This is a genomic window from Klebsiella sp. CTHL.F3a, from assembly GCF_019890895.1.
In the GTDB taxonomy this organism is placed as follows: domain Bacteria; phylum Pseudomonadota; class Gammaproteobacteria; order Enterobacterales; family Enterobacteriaceae; genus Klebsiella; species Klebsiella grimontii.
Genome location: NZ_CP082360.1, coordinates 3,980,260 through 3,997,773, shown reverse-complemented (window position 1 = coordinate 3,997,773; position 17,514 = coordinate 3,980,260). Strand labels below are relative to the sequence as shown.

Below are 17,514 nucleotides of genomic sequence, written 5' to 3'. Positions count from 1 at the left end.
TTAATATCCCGGTTTAATGTTGATTATTGGAAATCAGTTTGTGCTGCCACATCGTTTGAACTCAATAACCCAAACCCATGGATTGGAATTCCAAGACTCTTCGCCGTAGATGGATTTCCAGAGAGTAACGAAAGAGCCCCTGGCGCTAAGCTGGTGTTGAGTCCAGCCCGGTTGGTAATGTTTCCAGAACCCGCCGCGAAACTGGGCCACGCCTTCAGCTGTTGCATCCTCTTCGCTGATAGCGTTCAGCCGCTCAACCCGCACATCGGTGATTTCCAGCAGAATGCGGCTGGCCCAGCGAGGCATGTGGATTGCAGGTGTCCATCGTCCATCAAGAGGCTGGCCGTTGGCCGTAGCGCGATAGTCAGGGGAATAGCTACCATCCTCAGCATCGATACTTTCTGGCGTCCATGTCTCCCGCACCCAAATACGATGACCCGGCTTACCAAATGCGCTATTCAAATAGTTTCCCGCCGCCAGCTCCCCGGCCAATTCATTGCCAGCCAGCTCGCACCCAAGATTTCTATCCAATATCGGAAACTTTACCGGGCGCCGTGTCTGCGTCTTCCGGCCGTTGAGAATGGCCCTCACCATTTCCCCGTTAAAAATCATTCCACGCTCGAGCATCGTGAAGCCTCCGACTGAAGAGCCTTGTATGCACGCAATACATGGGGTGTTTTCCCGGAAATAACCGTTTTTAAAATAAAGAATCCACTACGCTTAGAACGAACGGAAGGAGCCAGGAATAAAGCAGTATCAACGGCGCGATTGTGTAGCCGGAATTCGAATACCGTACTGGTGACAATTGCGGTTGCTATTACATCTTTATCAATAAATTCGATTTTCATATTTGATAATTCCTTTTGCAGGATTGCTAACTGATATTGATTTTATTTATTCCAGAACGAAGGCCGTAATTGGGCTGTTGCTGGTCTGGTTGGTAATGAGTTTCGGAATGATGACTTTGCAGCTGTGAGCGTTTCTTTCTTCTTTTGCTTCTCATTGCACACAGGGCAGTAATAGGCTTGCTTACGGTATGCACCCTTTCCGATGGGGCGATACTGCAACTCTTCGCGTGCAAAGGAGCCGCCGCAGCTGTAGCAGTGGAGTGTTTCGGTTTCCATATTTATTCCTGTATTAAGGTGTGTGGATACCTGCCATTTAAGGCATTAATTCATTTATTCGATAATTAAAATGAAACTTCGGTATTTACTTTATATTGACCTGTAAGCAAGTCAGCATCTACGGAAATTAAATCTCCGTACAGGTCATAATTTAAAATAACATCACGAAATTGAAGTCCTGAAAGCGCATCCGTACGACCACAAAACATATGGTCTTCTTCGTGCTTTGCTGCTTCATGAATATCTTTTATTGATGCCATGGCATCAGACCACATGCCACTGTTACCAATAAATTGCGCAATAGCGAGTTTGCTTTGAGCTGCTTTAACCATCGGGTTGCTTTGCAGAAAATTAGCCATTAAACACCCCCCGTAACATGCAGAATTTTTATAATGGTCGCTGACCAGGCAACAAGGCAGATGGCCAGAACAATAACCAGTGAACGAATGCCATTTCTGCTCATACGCCACCCCAGCACTGAACGCTTACCGATGCGACCGCAACCAAAAACGGAACAACCTTCAACCAGAACCGGCGCCCTGCTGGCTTGTCTTCGTCTCGAATCATCTCCTTACCCTCTGCGATGGCTATTTTTGATGTCATTCCAGTACTGAAAAGTGCAGGGGATACCTGCATCCAAAACGGCTTGTGTGGCCGCAATGATGTTTGCATGCCAGATGACACATACTGTTGTTCGCATCTGCATATAACGCAGAGACGGATCAACCTTGTTCATCTCTTTTCCGGCTCGTACTGCGTCACTGGAATTATCAAAGCTAAAAATTACCTCGCTCATCCTCTTGCCCTCTTTTGAATTTGAGTTCCTAACAGACCTTGCAATGCAGTGCCGGGTGCCTCCCGGTGATACCAGCCAGTTAACAACTGGTACCGACAGCTTCTTTTCCACCCCACTCTTCTTAGAAACGAGTGTTACCGCTTAACTGTGCCGCGTGCGCATAGCCGCATTCACTGCATTGCAAAGCCTGTTGATTTTTAGCCTTCAGGCGGCAAACCGAACGTTTTCTTCTTTCCAGTCACTGTGCGGTGATTGGTTTGGATGGGATAAACTTAGAATGACTTAACTTTTCAATCAAGATTTATTTTGTAGAAAAACTTAAATTTGAGGGTGTGAGAAAGTAACCCATTGATTAAAATGGATTACTTAAAATTTGGAATGAGGTTACTTTTTCGAGGCGCGCTTTCTGACTTTTAGTAATTCTTCGAATCGTTGGTTGTTCATCTCTACGCGTGCTCGCAACTCATTGAGAAATCCTTCTCGATCAGAATCAGGAAGGGCATCAAAAAGCCCGAGCAGTTCTTGCTGTTCCTCCGATAACTCTTTTTCCTGGTGCGGAATAGGCTCACCTGGAATCTGGTCATCATCACCATAAAGTAACCACGTTGGATTGCATTGCAGACCACTGCTCAAAGCAAACAGCCTCTTACCAGCTGGCTGGGTTTCATCCCTTTCCCACTGGGAGATTGTGACGTGCGAAACCTTGACCAGCTTAGCAAGAGCGGACTGAGAGAGTTTTAACTGTTTTCGCCTTTCAAGAAGGCGCGAGCCAAAGGTTTTATTTTCCATCATTAGAGAATTCTAAATTTTCTTGACTTAAGTTTCTCTACGATCAAATATCCTTAGGAAAACCTAAGGAGATGAGCCTGTGTTTAAACAAGATGCAATCAATTACTTCGGCAGCAAGTCGAAATTAGCCAAAGCTGCGGGCGTAGCCCCCGCGTCAGTTTCCGTTTGGGGTGAACTCGTTCCTGAAAAAAATGCGATGAGACTGCAACTAGCTTCTGAGGGAGTCCTGCAATACGACCCTGAAGTTTACGATCAACATGCTAAAGCAAAACGTTCTGGTGAGGTGAATCATGAAAATCAGGCATGAACGCATTCGCGAGGCCATGAATGCCTGGGCGCTTTATCCTGGTGGCCGTAAAACGCCTGTATCGGCTATTGTCGACGCGTATTTCTCCATGGGCATGACTAAGCCAGAGTTGTATGACGAAAGCCACCCTGACGCACTGAGCCGCAATATCCAGAAGATTTACCGCTGGGTTGAAAGTGATTCACCTGCATCAATCGAAAAAATCGCGCAGCTTCTCCCGGCAATTGAACGGGCTATGCCGCCGTTACTGCTGGCGCGGGTACGTAGTTATTACTCCGCAACTTTCCGGGAACTGCTTCACCGCAAACAGCGTGTCGACGACGAAATGGAAGCGCTGTTCGGCGCAATGATTGCTATCTCTGACCGGATTGCTGATGGCGGCCCCTCCGGTAACACGCTGATTCACTAAGCGAGGTTCAACCATGCGTAACCAGTCTGCTGCTGAATTGATTGCTCGCCTGAAACGAGCGTATCCGGCGTATGAGCCGTCTGAAGGAGATTGTGCAGGCACTGGCATTCCTAAGGCCGGTTCTCGCTTCCAGCACAGACACAAAGGCCACATGGTGACGGTACTCACAGCGACAGAGAAAGATGTTTCCTACCGCAAAGCCTGCGGGGCTGTTGGCTGGGTGGGGTTGAGAGAGTTTTTACGGCTACACAATGAGGTTTCGGAATGAACAATCAGGTGTTTGAAATTGTTCAGGCCATGTCGGGGCAGGGGAACTGCATAACGATCCCCGGACCGTATCTGGATTTCTTTGCAGGAGACAGGCAACAGTATTTGCTGGCGGCCATTCTCAATCAGCTGGTGTTCTGGTCTGGCAAGTCGAGTCTGGAAAATGGCTGGTTTTACAAAGAGCACGCAGCGCTTGCCAAAGAGATTCGCGCCAAAGATGGCGACGTGGTCAGAAAAGCAATGTTCAAGATTACAGAGCAGTACCTGGCGGGGGTTATTGAGGAAGAGTTACGGCAGGTAAGCGGCACTCCGAAGAAGCATTATCGGGTCGATCAGGAGGCGCTAATCGCCAAAATATTCCCGCAAGGGGGAAATTCAAATAACCCATTGAAAAATATGGATACGGCCCAAGAGCCGAATGGAAACGGCTTAAGAGCCGAATCGAAGCAAGTGATTGAAAGTGATGGAAACGGCTCTCAAGCCGAATGCATTCGTCCCAAGAGCCGAATGGAAACGGCCCAAGAGCCGAATCCTGGAAACGGCTCTCAAGCCGAATCCTATCTCTATACAGATCTTAAAAACAGATCACTACATACAGATCATAAAAACCACGCGGGAGAGATTCTTCCTGTGGATAACTTTGCAGAGTCAGGACGTGAACCGGTCATCCCGGAAGCAAACATTCCTGACGCTACCGAAGACAGTAACCTGGCTACCGATAACGACTTCGATCTCGCGATGTGGTTCTGGTCGACCATCATCGAGATGTACGAACGCGCCGCAGAATTTGACGGCTGCCTGGCAAAGCCGAAGGAACCAAATTTTGTTCGCTGGGCACAGGCAGTTCGTCAACTGCGCCAGGAGCACGGCTGCAGCCACGACCAAATCCGCACCATGATTGAGCGTATTCAGCGCGACCAGTGGTGGTGCGGAAAGGTTCAGGACATGCCGACGCTACATCGTAAATGGCCTGAGTTGGTGCTGAAGTTGTGCCCGGTAAATCTCGCAACCGGCGGCAACCTCGGTTTTAGCGGCAAGGTTCAGGCAGATATTCCTAAGGGTTTCAGGGGCTAAGGAGTTTTTTCAATGAAAACAACCAAATCCAAGAAAACACAATACAGCGGTGAAATCACGATGATCGAATTTCTAAAAGCCAATCCTGATTTGACCACAAGAGAAATCGCAGTTGCACTGGGGCGCGGTATGTCATCTGTCGGTAATCAGCTTCGCCAGTTACACGGAACGGGTCAGATTACCCAAAGCGGCATGCGGAATGGCGCAGCAATGTGGATCTTCAACGATATGCCGTTTGGCTGCGCGAACCGGCTTCGGGCGATGTTTGAAAGCCTTCTGAGGGAGTGTCGCGGGGTCGCTCAATGAAATTACAGAAATGCCCTGATTGCGGCGCGTTACCTGAGTACCACTGGAAAGATTATACGTTTGGCTCTTGCTCTGGCGCACTGAAATGCCCCTTTGACCATTACCGAGTCCAGCAAAGCTACTGGGCTGGTGGAAAGAACAAAGCCAGGCATGCTCTGGAACAAAAATGGGCTGAGGCGGTTAATAAAAACGAGGTTAAAAATGGCTAAGAATTCAATCGACGCATACGGTGCCAGCGGCAAGACAAACGTTCTGATGTTTGAGCCGGAAAATCTGCATATTGTCACTGACAAGGCTCATCCGCTTTACGATGAACGTATTTACTTACCTCTCAGTGAAGCCATGGTGCTGAACATCATAGACCAGGGGGTTCTTGAGCCGATTATTGTCTGGAAAGACCCGGAAACGGGGCTGTCCTGCGTGGTTGATGGCCGTCAGCGTGTCCGCCATACCCTGGAAGCTAACGGGCGTCTGGCAAAAGAGGGAAAAACCCCACTGCTGGTTCCGGCAGTCACTAAACGCGGTTCAGCTGTACGCATGGCTCAGGCGATGGTCAGCGCAAACGAAATCCGTCAGGCCGATACACCGCTGGGCAGAGCCAAAAAGATGGCTGATGCGCTGGAGCGTGGGCATGACGAGGAAGACCTCGCGCTGATGTTCGGTGTCAGCGTCCCCACTGTACGCGCTACGCTAACCCTTCTGGATGCCACTCAGGCAGTCAAAGACGCGGTAGAGTCCGGCACAGTAACAGTTACCCAGGCGCGTCAACTGGCATCACTGAAACCCGAAGAACAGCGGGAAAAGGTAGCCGAAATCGAAGCGGCGACCGCTGGCACTAAAGGCCATGAAAAGGCCAGGCGTCAGCGCGCTGTGCTTGGCGAAACAAAGCCACGTCTCAAATCACGCAAAGAAATCACAAAAGCCCTTGAAGGTGCCTGCGGTGAATACGCGGCGGCACTACGCTGGGTACTGGGAGAAGCATTATGAGTATCGTTGGAGATTATTTCTTTGAATTCCCGGCATCACGTGGCGTTCAGGGCGGAGCTATTGTTCTTATGATGACAGTACCAGCGCGAACCCTAGCACGCGTCCTCGCCAGTGATAATTACGGGGATACTTTAGAGCGTTCTCAACGCGAAATTAACCCAGCACGGGCCAAGAAATTCTATGAATATCTGGTGAATGCTCATGAGAATAAAGACCCCTTCATTATCCCGCCACTTGTGGGAAACTGTAATTCAGATATTGAGTTTCAGGAGTTCGGCAATACCAACGTTGGTGTTGTTCGCTTTCCTATGGATGCAGAAATCAAACTTTTTGACGGCCAGCATCGAGCTGCGGGAATCGCCGAGTTTTGCCGTACCGTTGGCGAACCGATCCACGTACCATTAATGCTGACCCATAAGCTTTCGCTGAAAACACGACAGCAGTTCTTCTCCGACATTAACAATAATGTTTCCAAACCATCTGCGGCTATCAATATGGCCTATAACGGGCGTGATAAGAACGCGCAGGAAATGGTTAGTTTTATCAGTTTACACAGCGTGTTTTCTGAAATCACCGATTTTGAGCATAACGTTGTTCCCGTGAAAAGCGATAAGTGGGTAAGCTTCAAGGCTCTTAGTGATGCCACGGCAAAATTTTCAGGTTCCTGCTCACAAGATGATCTTGAAGGGTTATGGAATGCGTGGCTTATGTTGACAGGTTTAGATGATATTCGCCGCGGTACGAATCAGGCCGAATACAAACGCGAGTATATCCAGTTCCATGCAGTGATGATTAATGCCTTCGGTTACGCAGTGCAGCGGCTGAGCGAAGGCCGGGGAGTTCGCGGGGTCACGCTGATGATTGAGGATCTTGTTATGAATACCGGCATTGCCGAGCGTGAAGACTTTTTCCTTATTTCATCATGGGACGGAATTTGCGCCAGCTGTGAGAAAGCCAGGCCAACGGTCATTGCGAATGTATCTGCTCAAAAGGCGGCTGCATCACGTCTGATGGATGCCATCGTTAATAAAAACTTGTCCGTTAGTAGCGGTAAGGAGGCCAGCCATGACTGATATCACCAGACTTACCCAGGAGATGAAAGCGGCGGCAGAAAAAGCAAAACATGCAGGGGAAGCGCCGGTCATGCCATTTGATACTTGGATCTCCATGCTCAACAAATACCAGATTACGGTATGCCCAGATAATATTCTCGCTTTGGTAGCGGCGCTGGAGCTTAAGGAAGAGCAGCGAGCAAACTGGTTCCACATGGCGCAGAAGTTGGGGAACAACTTGGATGCGGCTGAAAAGCGCATCGCTGAGCTGGAGCGCGAACCGGCAGCACGCATGGTCGAAACCCCTACTATCTGGAAGCATTATACTGCCGCCCAAACTGCGATTATTTACGAGAAAGCCATGACAGATGCAGGCATTAAGTGGAGAAGTATTGATGATTGATGAACGCTTAACGCATGAAGAGTTAGAATCACTATACTTGGCGATGAAATCACACTTCGAGGTTATGGCTGAATCCGCTTCAGAGGCTGAGGTTATTGAATGCAGCCAGATAGTAAGAGCATTGTGTGAGTTACAGGAACGCCGCACCGCAATGCTCGCAGTCGCTCCACAGGAGGTGAAATGATGGACTCTTTACTGGAAGACACCTGCAAGCGTGTCATTGAGCTGGAAGGTCTGCTGCTGGTGGTCGTTGTATAAACCCGCTGTTGCGGTTTTTTTCTTTCTGTTAGCACGCTTCGGCAACTTTGTGCCGCCACCGTTCGTTGAGGTACTGGTGATGGGCAATTTTCCTGAGTTATGTCAGAAAAGGGACGCAGCCGCATGATGTATTAAAAAGCTGAGATTGCAACTGTATTTGAAATTGTTGAATTAAATTCATGTGGTGCGCTTATTAATATGTGCTTTAGTTTAAATGATTTGGAAAATTCTCAATTTGAAAATAGTTGAATCTTTACTCCATTAAAGCTGCTATTGTCTCCTGTAAAATGGAACCATCAAGTACCGGAGCCCTCTGTTACTTGATTTTTAAGTCTTTTACTTAGGGATGACTGAGGATTTATCATGGCAAATGATTCACGAGGAAATGAGGTGGTTTTTAACCGCGCATATCTAAACTTGTGCTCTAAGAATAAGAATTTAAGTACATTGGTTATAGCCAGAGAGTTTAAGGATGATAATATTGTTGGGTGTTTTTCTTTTGGCCTTAAAAAACTAATCGATATTGAGTCAAAGTGTTTGTTTTTGCGCTATAAGTACCCATGGCCAGATTTTGAAATTGAACTGGTTAAAAATAAAGGCGGTGATTACGAGTTCATGCTTTTTCATAATGATTTTCTTAAAGGTAGTGAGGTTTAAGTTAGTTATAACGATTTCTTAATCAAATCGGGTTTAATTTAATTGTTTATGTTAGACATTTTTTACCTTGAGCTTGTCTAAGGATAACATTCGAAGAGTGTCGCACGATTGCCCGACTACTTTAATCGAAAAGTTTTGATGTCATTGCTCGATTAAATTTGGCCATTACGTAATCATATAAGGTCTCGTCAATATGACTTGTTTTACTACTCATGAGTTGGGCGATTTTTGTTTACTGTGACCTAAGACTCTGTCTCTCTTTAGGGAACATGACTAAAAAACCCCATAGATTCAACCCGCTACGGTGGGTTTTGTTTTCCCATGACTGATAAAAATTAACGTTTTGTGCTCTTAAGATATTGCTCATTCAGTGAGTTAGGTGTACTGTGTATTTATACAGTGTTTAGGTGGGTGATACTATGAGAATCGAAGTAACCATCGACAAGACTAAAAAACTGCCAGAAGGGGCCATTCCCGCCCTTGAAGTTGAATTGCTGCGCCGTCTTCATCAAAACTATGAAGGCTGCAAACTAAATATAAGGCGCTCAAGTACTGACGGGTTGACCGTTCTGGGTGGTGCTGACGGCGATAAAAAGCGCATAGAGCAAATCCTGCAGGAAACGTGGGAAAGTGCCGACGACTGGTTTTATTGAGCGGTAAGTAAGTGGCGGCTATGCCGCCATTGTTAACTTTTTACGCCATCTTTAGCGCGGTTATTTTTAGTGCAGTAACTCGTTGGCCGTGTTCGTTGCAGGTGGAGTGTTTCCAATGAGGTATTTATGGAAATACCGGATGATTTATTTCCAGGGTTTAAAGAGCATGCCGGGCCTGTCCTTGTTTATGTAAAAAACGGCGTGGTCGAAAGAGGCTTCCCGCTCCGTAAGGATGAGTTTGTCACCTCGCTCAGATCCCTTGATGAGGCTCGTAAAAAGGCTGGGCTTCCCCCTGTAAGTCAGGATTAAAATTAGTTATATTAATCACGGGCCTGAACAACCCTTCTTGCTAGTCACTGTGCCACGGAGAGAAACCGATGGCGCAGAAGCTACATACTCAAAAGTTGTACCTCTTTATACCGGCTATCACCAACGCTGGTGTTTCCGTTTGTCTGTCGCGCCAAGGCGGTGCGATATGAGCAAATCCAAAACAAAAGCTGAAAAGCTTCATCTTAGCCGCGTAGCCGCTCTTGGCTGCATAGTTTGCCGCAACCTTGATTACGGTGAATCACCCGCTGAAATACATCACTGCAGCTCTGGCACTGGCTTATCTGTCCGCGCTGATAACTTCCATGTCATTCCTCTTTGCCACGCCCATCATCGCACTGGTGGTTGCGGCGTTGCTATTCATGCCGGCCGTAAATCATGGGAAGAGAAATTCGGTACTGAAAGCGAGTTGCTGGTGCAGGTTCTTCAGGAATTAGGGGAGACCATCGCATGACTAATCCTTACTGCGAATCTCTCACAGCCCTTCGCAACGCGCCATGCCATTATTTAAAAGAGGTTGGTGACCAGTGGAGAACGCCGGATCCGCTTTTCTGGGGTATCAACGCGATGTTTGGTCCGTTGATGCTGGACCTGTTCGCTGACGACAGCAATGCAAAATGCCCTGTCTGGTACACCGCAGAAGATAACGCGCTGACACAGGATTGGTCGGAAATGCTGGGCTCAATCGGTGGTGCTGCATTTGGCAACCCGCCTTACAGTCGCTCTCAATACCACGAAAAACAAGCTATCACCGGCATGACTCACATCATGAACTACGCAACTGCGCAACGAGAGAAGGGTGGGCGCTATGTGTTCCTGGTCAAATCCGCAACGAGCGAAACATGGTGGCCGGAAGATGCGGATCATGTCTGCTTTATCCGCGGGCGAATTGGTTTCGATCTGCCTGTCTGGTTTAAACCCGCCAACGACAAACAAAGGCCGACCAGCGCGTTTTTTGCTGGTGCCATAGCTGTATTTGATAAGACCTGGCGAGGTGAGAAATTCAGTTATATCAACCGTACCGAATTGGAAGCAAAAGGCCAGGCATTTATGGCGCTGGCGCAGTTTGCGGCCGAGCAACCGAAAGTCAAAAATGAGATGAATGTATGATTAACCCTTCTGAAGTTGGTAAATCCGGGGAAATGGTTCGCCTCCGCACTCTGGAAAGCATCTGGATACAGGGAAAGCTGCGTATGTGGGGCCGCTGGTCGTATATCGGCGGTGGCAGCGGCGGCAATATGTTTAATCAGTTACTGGCATCCGGGAAGATAACGAAAACGGCCATCAACGAAGCATTACGCCGGATGAAGAAGTCGGGCATCTCAAAGCCAGAGCTTGAGGCGTTATTTCGTGAATTACTCGCCGGGAAAAACAAAAGCGGCCTGGCTTTCTGCACAGACGATGAAGGACTGCTGATTGATAAGGTAATCGGGGCAGTCCTCATTACGGGAGGCCATAAAGAGCTTTACCATATGCTGGTGGAGCATTACCGGTTACGGAAGAGCAAACGCCGCATAGCGGAAGAGCTCAATGAAAAGCATCCTGACTGGTGCTTTATGACCTGCAGGCGAAGAGTTGATGCATGGATAAGTTTGGCAGAATCAATGCTGTACGCACCAATGTGTGACGCATTCGGCACAAATGGCGACAGATTTTACTTGCAAAGTGAGCCAGAAACTGCTTGAATTGTGATAGGCTCGGGACGTTAAAACGAACTGAGCAACAGGACAAAAAAAGAAACCCGCCATCGAGCGGGTTTTTATTCCTCAACTTGGGAAAAACTGAGCCCCCATCGACACGAATGCTTTATAAGTTCCCCAACCAAACAGAATTAGTGATGCTAGTCCACAAAGCACGGCGGCGATGTTTGTTACATTTCCCCATGTATTCCAGGAAGTATTATGGTCTAGCGGGTTTTTCCCGAAGCAAAATTGAGATACATAGGTAAATCCTGAACAAAAACCTGAGGCGAGCACGCCACCGCAAAAAATGAGCAAAGCTAAGGCGATGTTTGCAACTGCGTTTGGTTCTGAGGTTTTTTCCCAAATATTACCTAAAAATGCCAGTAGGGCGATGGCGGCACCACCGTTTATTATGAGAATTGCCCTGGCTGCATTTGCACCCACAGTTATTACTGATTTGAAGGATTCAATCTGCACAACGGTATTTGCTTTAAAGACTTCAACGTTGATTTGATGAGTTGCCTTCAAAGTTTCCAGCTGAAAGTCATGGCTAAGGCCTTCATCATCTTTGAAACCTTCAAGATATTTTAAAAGGTTATTTACATCCAATTGTTTAATTCCATCATCTTGGGCATTTTTGATGTCGTTAATTATCGTTTGGATGGTCTCTTTGCCAGTCATAGTAATAACTCCTTTAAATACGATATTTCATTATATCTAAATACGGTTGTTTTTTCACTTCCCTCAATTCTGAGAGGGTTTACAGCAATTGAGGGGGACCGATGTCCGAACCATTAACCGGCACAGGCTTAGCTGGTGGCGCTTTAACGGGGGCGAGTGTTTACGGGCTGTTAACCGGTACTGATTACGGTGTTGTGTTTGGTGCATTTGCTGGTTCTGTATTTTATATAGCGACCGCTGCCGATTTGAGCGCAACACGGCGTATGGCTTATTTCGTGGTGTCCTATATCGCCGGTGTTCTTTGCGCCGGGTTAGTAGGCTCTAAGCTATCAGCCCTTACCGGGTACAGCGATAAACCGCTGGATGCTATTGGTGCCGTAATCATTTCGGCGTTGGCCGTGAAAATACTCACCTTCCTGAACAATCAGGATATTGGCTCGCTGGTGGCGCTAATAACGCGCCGGGGAGGTTCCGGTGGTACTAAATGATCCAACAGCAACCATCAATGCGCTGTTATGCGCAGGTGTTGTGGTTACTCTGATGTTCTATCGCCGTCGAGACTCACGGCATCGGAAGTGGGTGTCGCGGCTGGCATGGCTGATAACAGTGATATACAGCTCTGTACCGCTGGCGTATCTATGCGGCATTTATCCATATTCAACGTGGCCCACCATCGGGGCCAACATCATGATCCTTGTTGCGCTGCTGAGCGTAAGAGGCAATGTAGCGCGACTTGTTGACGCACTGAGGCACTGATGAACCAATCTCAATTCCAGAAGGCGGCTGGTATCAGCGCCGGGTTAGCTGCGCGCTGGTTTCCGCACATTACAGCCGCGATGAAAGAATTCGGCATTACTGCTCCACTCGACCAGGCGATGTTTATTGCCCAGATGGGGCACGAGTCGGGAGGCTTTACCCGGCTGGTGGAAAATCTGAACTATGCAGCAGATAGCCTTGTGCCTACGTTTGGTAAACACCGTATCACCGCCCAGCAGGCCGCAGCACTCGGCAGAAAGGCAACACAACCAGCAAATCAGCGAGCAATCGCGAATCTGGTGTATGGGGGAGAGTGGGGAAAAAAGAACCTCGGTAATCAGGTTGCAGGTGATGGCTGGAAATATCGTGGTCGCGGCCTGAAGCAAGTCACAGGCTTGAGCAACTACCGCAACTGCGGGCAGGCACTGAAGCTTGACCTTGTTACCCAGCCCGAGCTGCTGGAGCGAGATGATTACGCCGCACGTTCCGCCGCATGGTTTTATGTTTCACACGGTTGCCTGCTTCATTCCGGTGATGTTGAGCGCGTAACGCTGCTTATCAATGGTGGCCGCAACGGTCTGGATAAACGCCGTGCGCTGTTCAATCAGGCTAAATCAGTACTGGTATGAGGTCCTTATGGGCATTGAAATGTTTATTGGTCTGGCAACTGCATTGCTTGCCATTGTCGCAGGCGCATTTGGGTTAGGCCATTCACTCGGAACCAGCAAGGCGGAAGCCAAAGCCGAACAGCAGCGAACCGAAGAGAACGCCGCTGCTACCGTCGCCGCGGCAGAACGGAAAGCAGATGTTATTCAAGAGGCCAGTGATGTACAGCAGACTGTTAGCCATATGCCTGATGACGATGTTGATCGGGAGCTGCGCGAGCACTTCACCCGCCCCGGTAGTCGTTGATACAGGGTGCCTGTGGGCGAAAATTATCTATCTCACAGACCACGATATCGAAGTGCTGGATAAGCAGACGAAGCGCGACATTCTGGCGCACAACAAATCAGTGCTGGCCAACTGCCCGCAACCAACCGACAGGGTTACGCGATGACCAAGGTAAAGAATATTGAATTTCGACTGAGCAAACTTGAGAAAGGGCCAGACAAGAATGTTCTGGCCATCATGGAGATAAGGTCGAGGGCTATTGCAGGTACGGTGTTGAACCAGGTACGAAATCAGGTGTTGAAAGGTCAATAATTTCGCTAAATACAGCCTCATAGGCCTTATTCATCTTATCTACTGTTTCTGAAGTGATATCACTTGTTGAAGGTATATCGATACCATCCATAAGTTTTATTTCAGCGAATTTTTCTAAAAATTGAAGGACGTCCTTTTTTTGGTCTTCAGGCATTGTTTGCACGATACAAGCAACAACGTTTCTCAGGGCCAAAATTTGTGCGTGAGTAACATAATAAGGATCATTCATAGCTTCTTACCTGTTCTGTTGAATTTGGTGATTTAACAGTATCAGGCTGAGATGACGGCCGCCACCATGTGGCAACAGTTACACGTTATGCCTCGCACAAGCGGGGCTTTTTTTATTGGAGATGATAAGGATGCCCGCACTGATCCTCCGTGCCTGCCGTAAGCGTGGATGCGCAGGTACAACCACCGGGCGCTCAGGCTACTGCGAGATACACCGTAATGAAGGCTGGCACCAGCATCAGCAGGGCAAGAGCAGGTAGATATAGAAACCGCCATTGTTTCGCCAGCTCAGGTTAGATAAATACCGTTGGCAGGCCTATTACACTGCAATTACCGAATAGTGATAATAGCTGTATAACCTGAAAATACAGGCTGAACAAACATATACAACTAATAGCATTAGCAACTAATTGTTACAGTGAAGGGGCTTAGCACCTCGGCATTGAACTTACTTTCAGCGACTGAGCGACATTCAGGCAGCAGATCTGCAATACGTTCTATAAGTGCCCCTGGTGTTGAGGATGAAAGTTCTTTAGCTGCTAGCGCTAAAGCCAGATCATAAGCAACAGACTCTTTCGTTCTGCCGCCAGAAAACACATTGTATGACATAGTTGACCTTACTTTTTTAAGTTGAGAAAAATGATTTATATCTTTTTTCTATATTCTTCGCCCAGGAACTGATAGAGCGATCTGAACTGGTTCGTTTGACTTACAGGAAGATAATTACTGCTGAGCACCATTCCTGAAATAATGATGCATGTAAGTGTGAACAGATAGTCCTTAAGTTCGATATCTGTCATTTGATAGGATTCTTCATTTGCAGCTGAAAGTCCTAAGCGATATGGCTTAAAAAGCAAAGAAGGAAATTTTTTAATGTCTTTCACCCTTCCTCCGGAAGGAAAAAGTATCCACATTTAGGGCAAATACACGTGATGTTTTTACGTATTTTGCTGGAACTTTGCTCCATGATATGAGAGCAGTGAGGGCAAGTCACCTTCACCTGTTTATCCATGTACATCTTAAGATCATCAAAGATAGTCATAAATATTACCTGGTGGATGTGTGGGTACTTAGTATACTCCCGTAATTAATGGATTGCTCATTTATTGACCTGCCAAGCCCGACACAGGTCTTCTCTGTGCAAGTGCAGGGAGGTAACATATCTAGCTGGCATGATGATCCCTAAGCATCCTCGGGGAAGATAACCTATTATTTATAATAGGTTGGGATCACTTAAGGAGTGTTTGAATGAAAAATGAAGAATTTGAACGTAAAGTCGAAGATGAGATTTCTGCTCTCATTAAGAAAAAGATCGCTGAAATCAGGAAAAAAACTGGTAAAGAGGTTTCTGAAATCGAGTTTATTCCAGTTGAGACAATGAATGGGCTTGATGGATACGAAGTAAAAATCAAGCTGATGTAAACGTTAAAAAGGTCGCCGCGGCGCTGAGGAATCCCCAGTAATGGGCGGGTGAAAAAAGACAGGCATAGAGTTTTGTGATCTACTGATTGTGCTATCAATTCAATGAGATCACCTCTATGCCTGCCTGCCGAGTATGTCAGAATTTCTTCCGGGATGCTTTAGCTCCGTTTCACAAATACCGACAAAATACCCTCCTTGACGCCACGCTTGCCTTAATCAACGGCGCGTCACTGACGCTGTCCGGGCTGGAATCATCAGCGACCAGACAGCCCTGAGGGCGCTAGAGGAATACATCAATACGCAGTGTTTGAGATAAAAAAATCCCGCCGGTTCAGGCGGGAAACGTGTTCACAAATACAATTCGTTACGGGATGGGTAGTAGCACGGTGAAGAAAGCGCGGAGTGATGAAAAATCTGAAAATGCACCGCAGGACTGATGGCTGACCAGGCCGCTATCGTTAAGAAATGGCCCCACCCTGAGGGCTATTGTTTTAACGACGCAAGGTATTTCACGTGATGGCTCTTTTAGCCCAAGAGTCATCCCGGAAACAACAAGCGCAAGCGCTGGGTTGGTTAAAAAATGCTCTATTGGTGATATGATAAGGCCCATTTATTGAAAGGGTAATCATCATGTCATTTTTCGATTACGCATTAAAACGTATAAATATTGCGACAAAAATAACAGTGACTTGTCCTGTTTGCGGGCATAAATCCAATCATCCGACTACAAAGGTACGCAAGGAACAGGCGTTACTCTGCCCGAGATGCAAATCACTGTTTGTCATTCACAGGTAACATGCCGCCAGACTGAAACTAACCGCCTCAGGGCGGTTTTTATTGCCTGAATTAGAGGGTCTCTTTGCGGGATGACTCTGTACTGCTAAGTCGAATGGTTGTTACTTTCTCTTTCGAAAAGATAAAAGCAGACCAGGCGCGACATTCTGGAGCACAACAAATCAGAGCAAGCGGACTGCTAAAGGAAAACTACTGATAATGAGTAAGTCCGGATTAGCTAACGACATAACAATCCGTCTCTTGGACATGATAAAATCATTACCAACGGTAATGGATTGAAAAGGAAATGATGTGTGGATGTGCTAATTGATAGTGCCATGGAAGGCTATATCTTCCTCGCTCTGGCTATGTGGCGCGTTCTGATTGTGGTATTCGTTGGGATGGCCCTCTCATTTTATGGCGTGCAAATGCGTAGAACTGCAGTCACCTTTTTGATGCTAGCTGCGGTAGTAGGGATTGCGGGTTCGATTTATACCTAAATAGCCTTTATAACTATCTCCGTTTATAGCAACCCATTGATAAATATGCGCCTCGCAATAGCGGGGCTTTTTTATTCGTGAAGGTAAACGATGCAAAATATCAAGATTGAATACGTTAATGGCGTGCTGGTGGCGCTGGAGCGGGACGGCGTGTCTTACGCGCATCTGCCTGTTTCAGCTATCCATTTCGACCATACCGCTAAGATATTCCCGCACCTCAAGATTGAGATTGAAGCTGGTGGCGCACCATTCGTACCTGCAGCACCAGCGCAACCACAACCGGAAGAGTCAGAACAGCCACCAGCTGTCGTGGAAGAAGTGCAGCCAGTAAAAGAAGGTGAGCTCTTGCCGCCGAATGATACTGCGCCACGAACGGCGCGTCGCCCCCGTCATCGCAACCGTAACCGCAACAGGAGCCAGTAATGTTTAATCGTAATGATCTGACGCTTTCACTCTTCTATGCTTCCAGCACGAATGATGACGGCGATAAGGTCGCGTCACTTACCGTTCAGGTGAACAATTCCGACATGGTGGCCATGCAGAGCAACAAGCTGCAATGCATCACTGATAAGACAGGTAAGAAGGCTTATTCCGTTGGCGAGCAGATGATCACCAATGGTTCTGATCCGCTGCTGGTTGCCCTTGAGGACTACTGGCGCCGGAACACTGAGACGGTCGTGACCGGATTTCTGAACGATGTTGGCGACTTCATCGCAGGGAACATCAGCCAGTCTTCAACGTTCCTCGGCTTCAATGGGCTGAAGGTCTTCGAGAATGAGCCGCTGGCGGCACGCATCCCCGAGGATGTGCTGCAGGCTGACGGCGGCGCGTCCGCAGGCTGAGCATTCACAGAGGTCGT

At 47.7% G+C, this 17,514-nt stretch carries 36 protein-coding genes and 2 pseudogenes; 27 read left to right on the top strand and 11 right to left on the bottom strand.

The window, feature by feature from the left end; translation table 11 throughout:
• Positions 1–33 precede the first annotated feature (33 nt).
• The 6 genes from K7H21_RS18845 to K7H21_RS18820 all read right to left on the bottom strand — a co-directional run bounded on the left by K7H21_RS18845 (position 34) and on the right by K7H21_RS18820 (position 2,709).
• Positions 34–627 (bottom strand): ASCH domain-containing protein, encoded by a 594-nt coding sequence (locus K7H21_RS18845; protein WP_048257885.1) that lies wholly within the window; start codon positions 625–627, stop codon positions 34–36.
• The gene (locus K7H21_RS18840; protein ID WP_072072735.1) at positions 609–848 is read right to left on the bottom strand and encodes a hypothetical protein; all 240 of its coding nucleotides are present in this window, start codon (positions 846–848) and stop codon (positions 609–611) included. The genes K7H21_RS18845 and K7H21_RS18840 overlap by 19 nt, the downstream gene beginning before the upstream one ends.
• A gap of 42 nt (positions 849–890) precedes the next feature.
• Positions 891–1,124 (bottom strand): hypothetical protein, encoded by a 234-nt coding sequence (locus K7H21_RS18835; protein ID WP_142298648.1) that lies wholly within the window; start codon positions 1,122–1,124, stop codon positions 891–893.
• Between the two features lie 65 nt (positions 1,125–1,189).
• Complete coding sequence (gene kil / locus K7H21_RS18830; RefSeq protein WP_049082101.1) at positions 1,190–1,483, bottom strand: host cell division inhibitory peptide Kil; 294 nt, start codon at positions 1,481–1,483, stop codon at positions 1,190–1,192.
• Positions 1,484–1,695: 212 nt separating this feature from the next.
• A complete protein-coding gene (locus tag K7H21_RS18825; RefSeq protein ID WP_228751061.1) occupies positions 1,696–2,031 on the bottom strand; it encodes a hypothetical protein in 336 nt (111 codons plus the stop codon).
• A 273-nt stretch (positions 2,032–2,304) separates the two neighbouring features.
• Complete coding sequence (locus K7H21_RS18820) at positions 2,305–2,709, bottom strand: helix-turn-helix domain-containing protein (protein ID WP_025108070.1); 405 nt, start codon at positions 2,707–2,709, stop codon at positions 2,305–2,307.
• 79 nt (positions 2,710–2,788) lie between these two features.
• Between K7H21_RS18820 and K7H21_RS18815 the strand changes: the two genes are divergently transcribed.
• The 15 genes from K7H21_RS18815 (at position 2,789) to K7H21_RS18745 (ending at position 11,094) form a co-directional block, all read left to right on the top strand.
• Positions 2,789–3,016, top strand: a complete 228-nt coding sequence (locus tag K7H21_RS18815) for a Cro/CI family transcriptional regulator (protein ID WP_009653783.1) — start codon at positions 2,789–2,791, stop codon at positions 3,014–3,016.
• The gene (locus tag K7H21_RS18810) at positions 3,000–3,425 is read left to right on the top strand and encodes a toxin YdaT family protein (protein ID WP_009653775.1); all 426 of its coding nucleotides are present in this window, start codon (positions 3,000–3,002) and stop codon (positions 3,423–3,425) included. The genes K7H21_RS18815 and K7H21_RS18810 overlap by 17 nt, the downstream gene beginning before the upstream one ends.
• A 264-nt stretch (positions 3,426–3,689) precedes the next feature.
• Positions 3,690–4,766 carry a hypothetical protein gene (locus tag K7H21_RS18805; protein WP_009653780.1) on the top strand — a complete coding sequence of 359 codons (1,077 nt, stop codon included), beginning with the start codon at positions 3,690–3,692 and terminating at the stop codon, positions 4,764–4,766.
• 12 nt (positions 4,767–4,778) lie between these two features.
• Positions 4,779–5,072, top strand: a complete 294-nt coding sequence (locus K7H21_RS18800; RefSeq protein WP_004111716.1) for a hypothetical protein — start codon at positions 4,779–4,781, stop codon at positions 5,070–5,072.
• Entirely contained in the window at positions 5,069–5,281 is a 213-nt protein-coding gene (locus tag K7H21_RS18795) for a hypothetical protein (RefSeq protein ID WP_009653815.1), read from the top strand. The genes K7H21_RS18800 and K7H21_RS18795 overlap by 4 nt, the downstream gene beginning before the upstream one ends.
• A complete protein-coding gene (locus K7H21_RS18790; RefSeq protein ID WP_049085378.1) occupies positions 5,274–6,059 on the top strand; it encodes a ParB/RepB/Spo0J family partition protein in 786 nt (261 codons plus the stop codon). Before K7H21_RS18795 ends, K7H21_RS18790 begins: the two co-directional genes overlap by 8 nt.
• Complete coding sequence (locus K7H21_RS18785; protein WP_154970797.1) at positions 6,056–7,132, top strand: DGQHR domain-containing protein; 1,077 nt, start codon at positions 6,056–6,058, stop codon at positions 7,130–7,132. The genes K7H21_RS18790 and K7H21_RS18785 overlap by 4 nt, the downstream gene beginning before the upstream one ends.
• Complete coding sequence (locus K7H21_RS18780; RefSeq protein WP_049073878.1) at positions 7,125–7,514, top strand: hypothetical protein; 390 nt, start codon at positions 7,125–7,127, stop codon at positions 7,512–7,514. Before K7H21_RS18785 ends, K7H21_RS18780 begins: the two co-directional genes overlap by 8 nt.
• Positions 7,507–7,698: a hypothetical protein gene (locus K7H21_RS18775; protein WP_004111723.1), complete on the top strand. Its 192-nt coding sequence runs from the start codon at positions 7,507–7,509 to the stop codon at positions 7,696–7,698. Before K7H21_RS18780 ends, K7H21_RS18775 begins: the two co-directional genes overlap by 8 nt.
• A gap of 437 nt (positions 7,699–8,135) precedes the next feature.
• Positions 8,136–8,429 carry a hypothetical protein gene (locus K7H21_RS18770; RefSeq protein ID WP_004111726.1) on the top strand — a complete coding sequence of 98 codons (294 nt, stop codon included), beginning with the start codon at positions 8,136–8,138 and terminating at the stop codon, positions 8,427–8,429.
• 419 nt (positions 8,430–8,848) lie between these two features.
• Complete coding sequence (locus K7H21_RS18765; protein ID WP_004111728.1) at positions 8,849–9,082, top strand: DinI family protein; 234 nt, start codon at positions 8,849–8,851, stop codon at positions 9,080–9,082.
• 126 nt (positions 9,083–9,208) lie between these two features.
• Positions 9,209–9,391 carry a hypothetical protein gene (locus K7H21_RS18760; protein ID WP_004111729.1) on the top strand — a complete coding sequence of 61 codons (183 nt, stop codon included), beginning with the start codon at positions 9,209–9,211 and terminating at the stop codon, positions 9,389–9,391.
• Positions 9,392–9,557: 166 nt separating this feature from the next.
• Positions 9,558–9,863 (top strand): Ref family recombination enhancement nuclease, encoded by a 306-nt coding sequence (locus tag K7H21_RS18755; RefSeq protein WP_142471829.1) that lies wholly within the window; start codon positions 9,558–9,560, stop codon positions 9,861–9,863.
• Complete coding sequence (locus tag K7H21_RS18750; protein ID WP_223035283.1) at positions 9,860–10,519, top strand: phage N-6-adenine-methyltransferase; 660 nt, start codon at positions 9,860–9,862, stop codon at positions 10,517–10,519. Before K7H21_RS18755 ends, K7H21_RS18750 begins: the two co-directional genes overlap by 4 nt.
• Entirely contained in the window at positions 10,516–11,094 is a 579-nt protein-coding gene (locus tag K7H21_RS18745; RefSeq protein WP_223035282.1) for a DUF1133 family protein, read from the top strand. The genes K7H21_RS18750 and K7H21_RS18745 overlap by 4 nt, the downstream gene beginning before the upstream one ends.
• A gap of 81 nt (positions 11,095–11,175) precedes the next feature.
• Here K7H21_RS18745 and K7H21_RS18740 read toward each other — a convergent pair whose 3' ends face one another.
• The gene (locus K7H21_RS18740; RefSeq protein ID WP_142471831.1) at positions 11,176–11,772 is read right to left on the bottom strand and encodes a hypothetical protein; all 597 of its coding nucleotides are present in this window, start codon (positions 11,770–11,772) and stop codon (positions 11,176–11,178) included.
• A gap of 101 nt (positions 11,773–11,873) precedes the next feature.
• On the opposite strand from K7H21_RS18740, the gene K7H21_RS18735 reads away from it, so the two are divergent.
• From K7H21_RS18735 to K7H21_RS29060, 5 genes are read left to right on the top strand one after another with little or no spacing between them, the layout of a single operon-like run.
• Positions 11,874–12,260, top strand: a complete 387-nt coding sequence (locus tag K7H21_RS18735) for a phage holin family protein (protein WP_142471832.1) — start codon at positions 11,874–11,876, stop codon at positions 12,258–12,260.
• Positions 12,247–12,528, top strand: coding sequence for a phage holin family protein (locus tag K7H21_RS18730; protein WP_126488837.1), 282 nt, complete (start codon positions 12,247–12,249; stop codon positions 12,526–12,528). The genes K7H21_RS18735 and K7H21_RS18730 overlap by 14 nt, the downstream gene beginning before the upstream one ends.
• Complete coding sequence (locus tag K7H21_RS18725; RefSeq protein ID WP_126488838.1) at positions 12,528–13,157, top strand: glycoside hydrolase family 19 protein; 630 nt, start codon at positions 12,528–12,530, stop codon at positions 13,155–13,157. Before K7H21_RS18730 ends, K7H21_RS18725 begins: the two co-directional genes overlap by 1 nt.
• Before the next feature lie 7 nt (positions 13,158–13,164).
• Positions 13,165–13,440: a hypothetical protein gene (locus K7H21_RS18720; RefSeq protein WP_126488839.1), complete on the top strand. Its 276-nt coding sequence runs from the start codon at positions 13,165–13,167 to the stop codon at positions 13,438–13,440.
• A complete protein-coding gene (locus K7H21_RS29060; protein WP_126488840.1) occupies positions 13,391–13,585 on the top strand; it encodes a hypothetical protein in 195 nt (64 codons plus the stop codon). Before K7H21_RS18720 ends, K7H21_RS29060 begins: the two co-directional genes overlap by 50 nt.
• A gap of 90 nt (positions 13,586–13,675) precedes the next feature.
• Here K7H21_RS29060 and K7H21_RS18715 read toward each other — a convergent pair whose 3' ends face one another.
• The gene (locus K7H21_RS18715) at positions 13,676–13,960 is read right to left on the bottom strand and encodes a hypothetical protein (RefSeq protein ID WP_117104049.1); all 285 of its coding nucleotides are present in this window, start codon (positions 13,958–13,960) and stop codon (positions 13,676–13,678) included.
• A gap of 130 nt (positions 13,961–14,090) precedes the next feature.
• On the opposite strand from K7H21_RS18715, the pseudogene K7H21_RS29055 reads away from it, so the two are divergent.
• Positions 14,091–14,216, top strand: a pseudogene (locus K7H21_RS29055) (HNH endonuclease); the annotation flags it as partial.
• A gap of 142 nt (positions 14,217–14,358) precedes the next feature.
• Here K7H21_RS29055 and K7H21_RS18710 read toward each other — a convergent pair.
• From K7H21_RS18710 to K7H21_RS18700, 3 genes are read right to left on the bottom strand one after another with little or no spacing between them, the layout of a single operon-like run.
• The gene (locus K7H21_RS18710) at positions 14,359–14,568 is read right to left on the bottom strand and encodes a hypothetical protein (RefSeq protein ID WP_117104048.1); all 210 of its coding nucleotides are present in this window, start codon (positions 14,566–14,568) and stop codon (positions 14,359–14,361) included.
• Positions 14,569–14,603: 35 nt separating this feature from the next.
• Positions 14,604–14,843 (bottom strand): hypothetical protein, encoded by a 240-nt coding sequence (locus tag K7H21_RS18705; protein WP_117104047.1) that lies wholly within the window; start codon positions 14,841–14,843, stop codon positions 14,604–14,606.
• On the bottom strand, positions 14,840–14,971 hold the full coding sequence (locus tag K7H21_RS18700; protein WP_232391413.1) for a YnfU family zinc-binding protein: 132 nt from the start codon (positions 14,969–14,971) through the stop codon (positions 14,840–14,842). The genes K7H21_RS18705 and K7H21_RS18700 overlap by 4 nt, the downstream gene beginning before the upstream one ends.
• Positions 14,972–15,207: 236 nt before the next feature.
• Here K7H21_RS18700 and K7H21_RS18695 point away from each other — a divergent pair, with 236 nt between their 5' ends.
• The 6 genes and pseudogenes from K7H21_RS18695 to K7H21_RS18670 all read left to right on the top strand — a co-directional run bounded on the left by K7H21_RS18695 (position 15,208) and on the right by K7H21_RS18670 (position 17,497).
• The gene (locus tag K7H21_RS18695; RefSeq protein ID WP_117104046.1) at positions 15,208–15,381 is read left to right on the top strand and encodes a GnsA/GnsB family addiction module toxin; all 174 of its coding nucleotides are present in this window, start codon (positions 15,208–15,210) and stop codon (positions 15,379–15,381) included.
• A 116-nt stretch (positions 15,382–15,497) separates the two neighbouring features.
• A pseudogene (locus K7H21_RS18690) lies at positions 15,498–15,617 on the top strand (IS4 family transposase); the annotation flags it as partial.
• A 394-nt stretch (positions 15,618–16,011) separates the two neighbouring features.
• A complete protein-coding gene (locus tag K7H21_RS18685; RefSeq protein ID WP_220386143.1) occupies positions 16,012–16,176 on the top strand; it encodes a YnfU family zinc-binding protein in 165 nt (54 codons plus the stop codon).
• A gap of 293 nt (positions 16,177–16,469) precedes the next feature.
• The gene (locus K7H21_RS18680; protein WP_049095307.1) at positions 16,470–16,655 is read left to right on the top strand and encodes a hypothetical protein; all 186 of its coding nucleotides are present in this window, start codon (positions 16,470–16,472) and stop codon (positions 16,653–16,655) included.
• A gap of 90 nt (positions 16,656–16,745) precedes the next feature.
• The gene (locus K7H21_RS18675; RefSeq protein ID WP_049095306.1) at positions 16,746–17,078 is read left to right on the top strand and encodes a hypothetical protein; all 333 of its coding nucleotides are present in this window, start codon (positions 16,746–16,748) and stop codon (positions 17,076–17,078) included.
• A complete protein-coding gene (locus K7H21_RS18670) occupies positions 17,078–17,497 on the top strand; it encodes a hypothetical protein (RefSeq protein ID WP_049095305.1) in 420 nt (139 codons plus the stop codon). The genes K7H21_RS18675 and K7H21_RS18670 overlap by 1 nt, the downstream gene beginning before the upstream one ends.
• Positions 17,498–17,514: the final 17 nt, after the last annotated feature.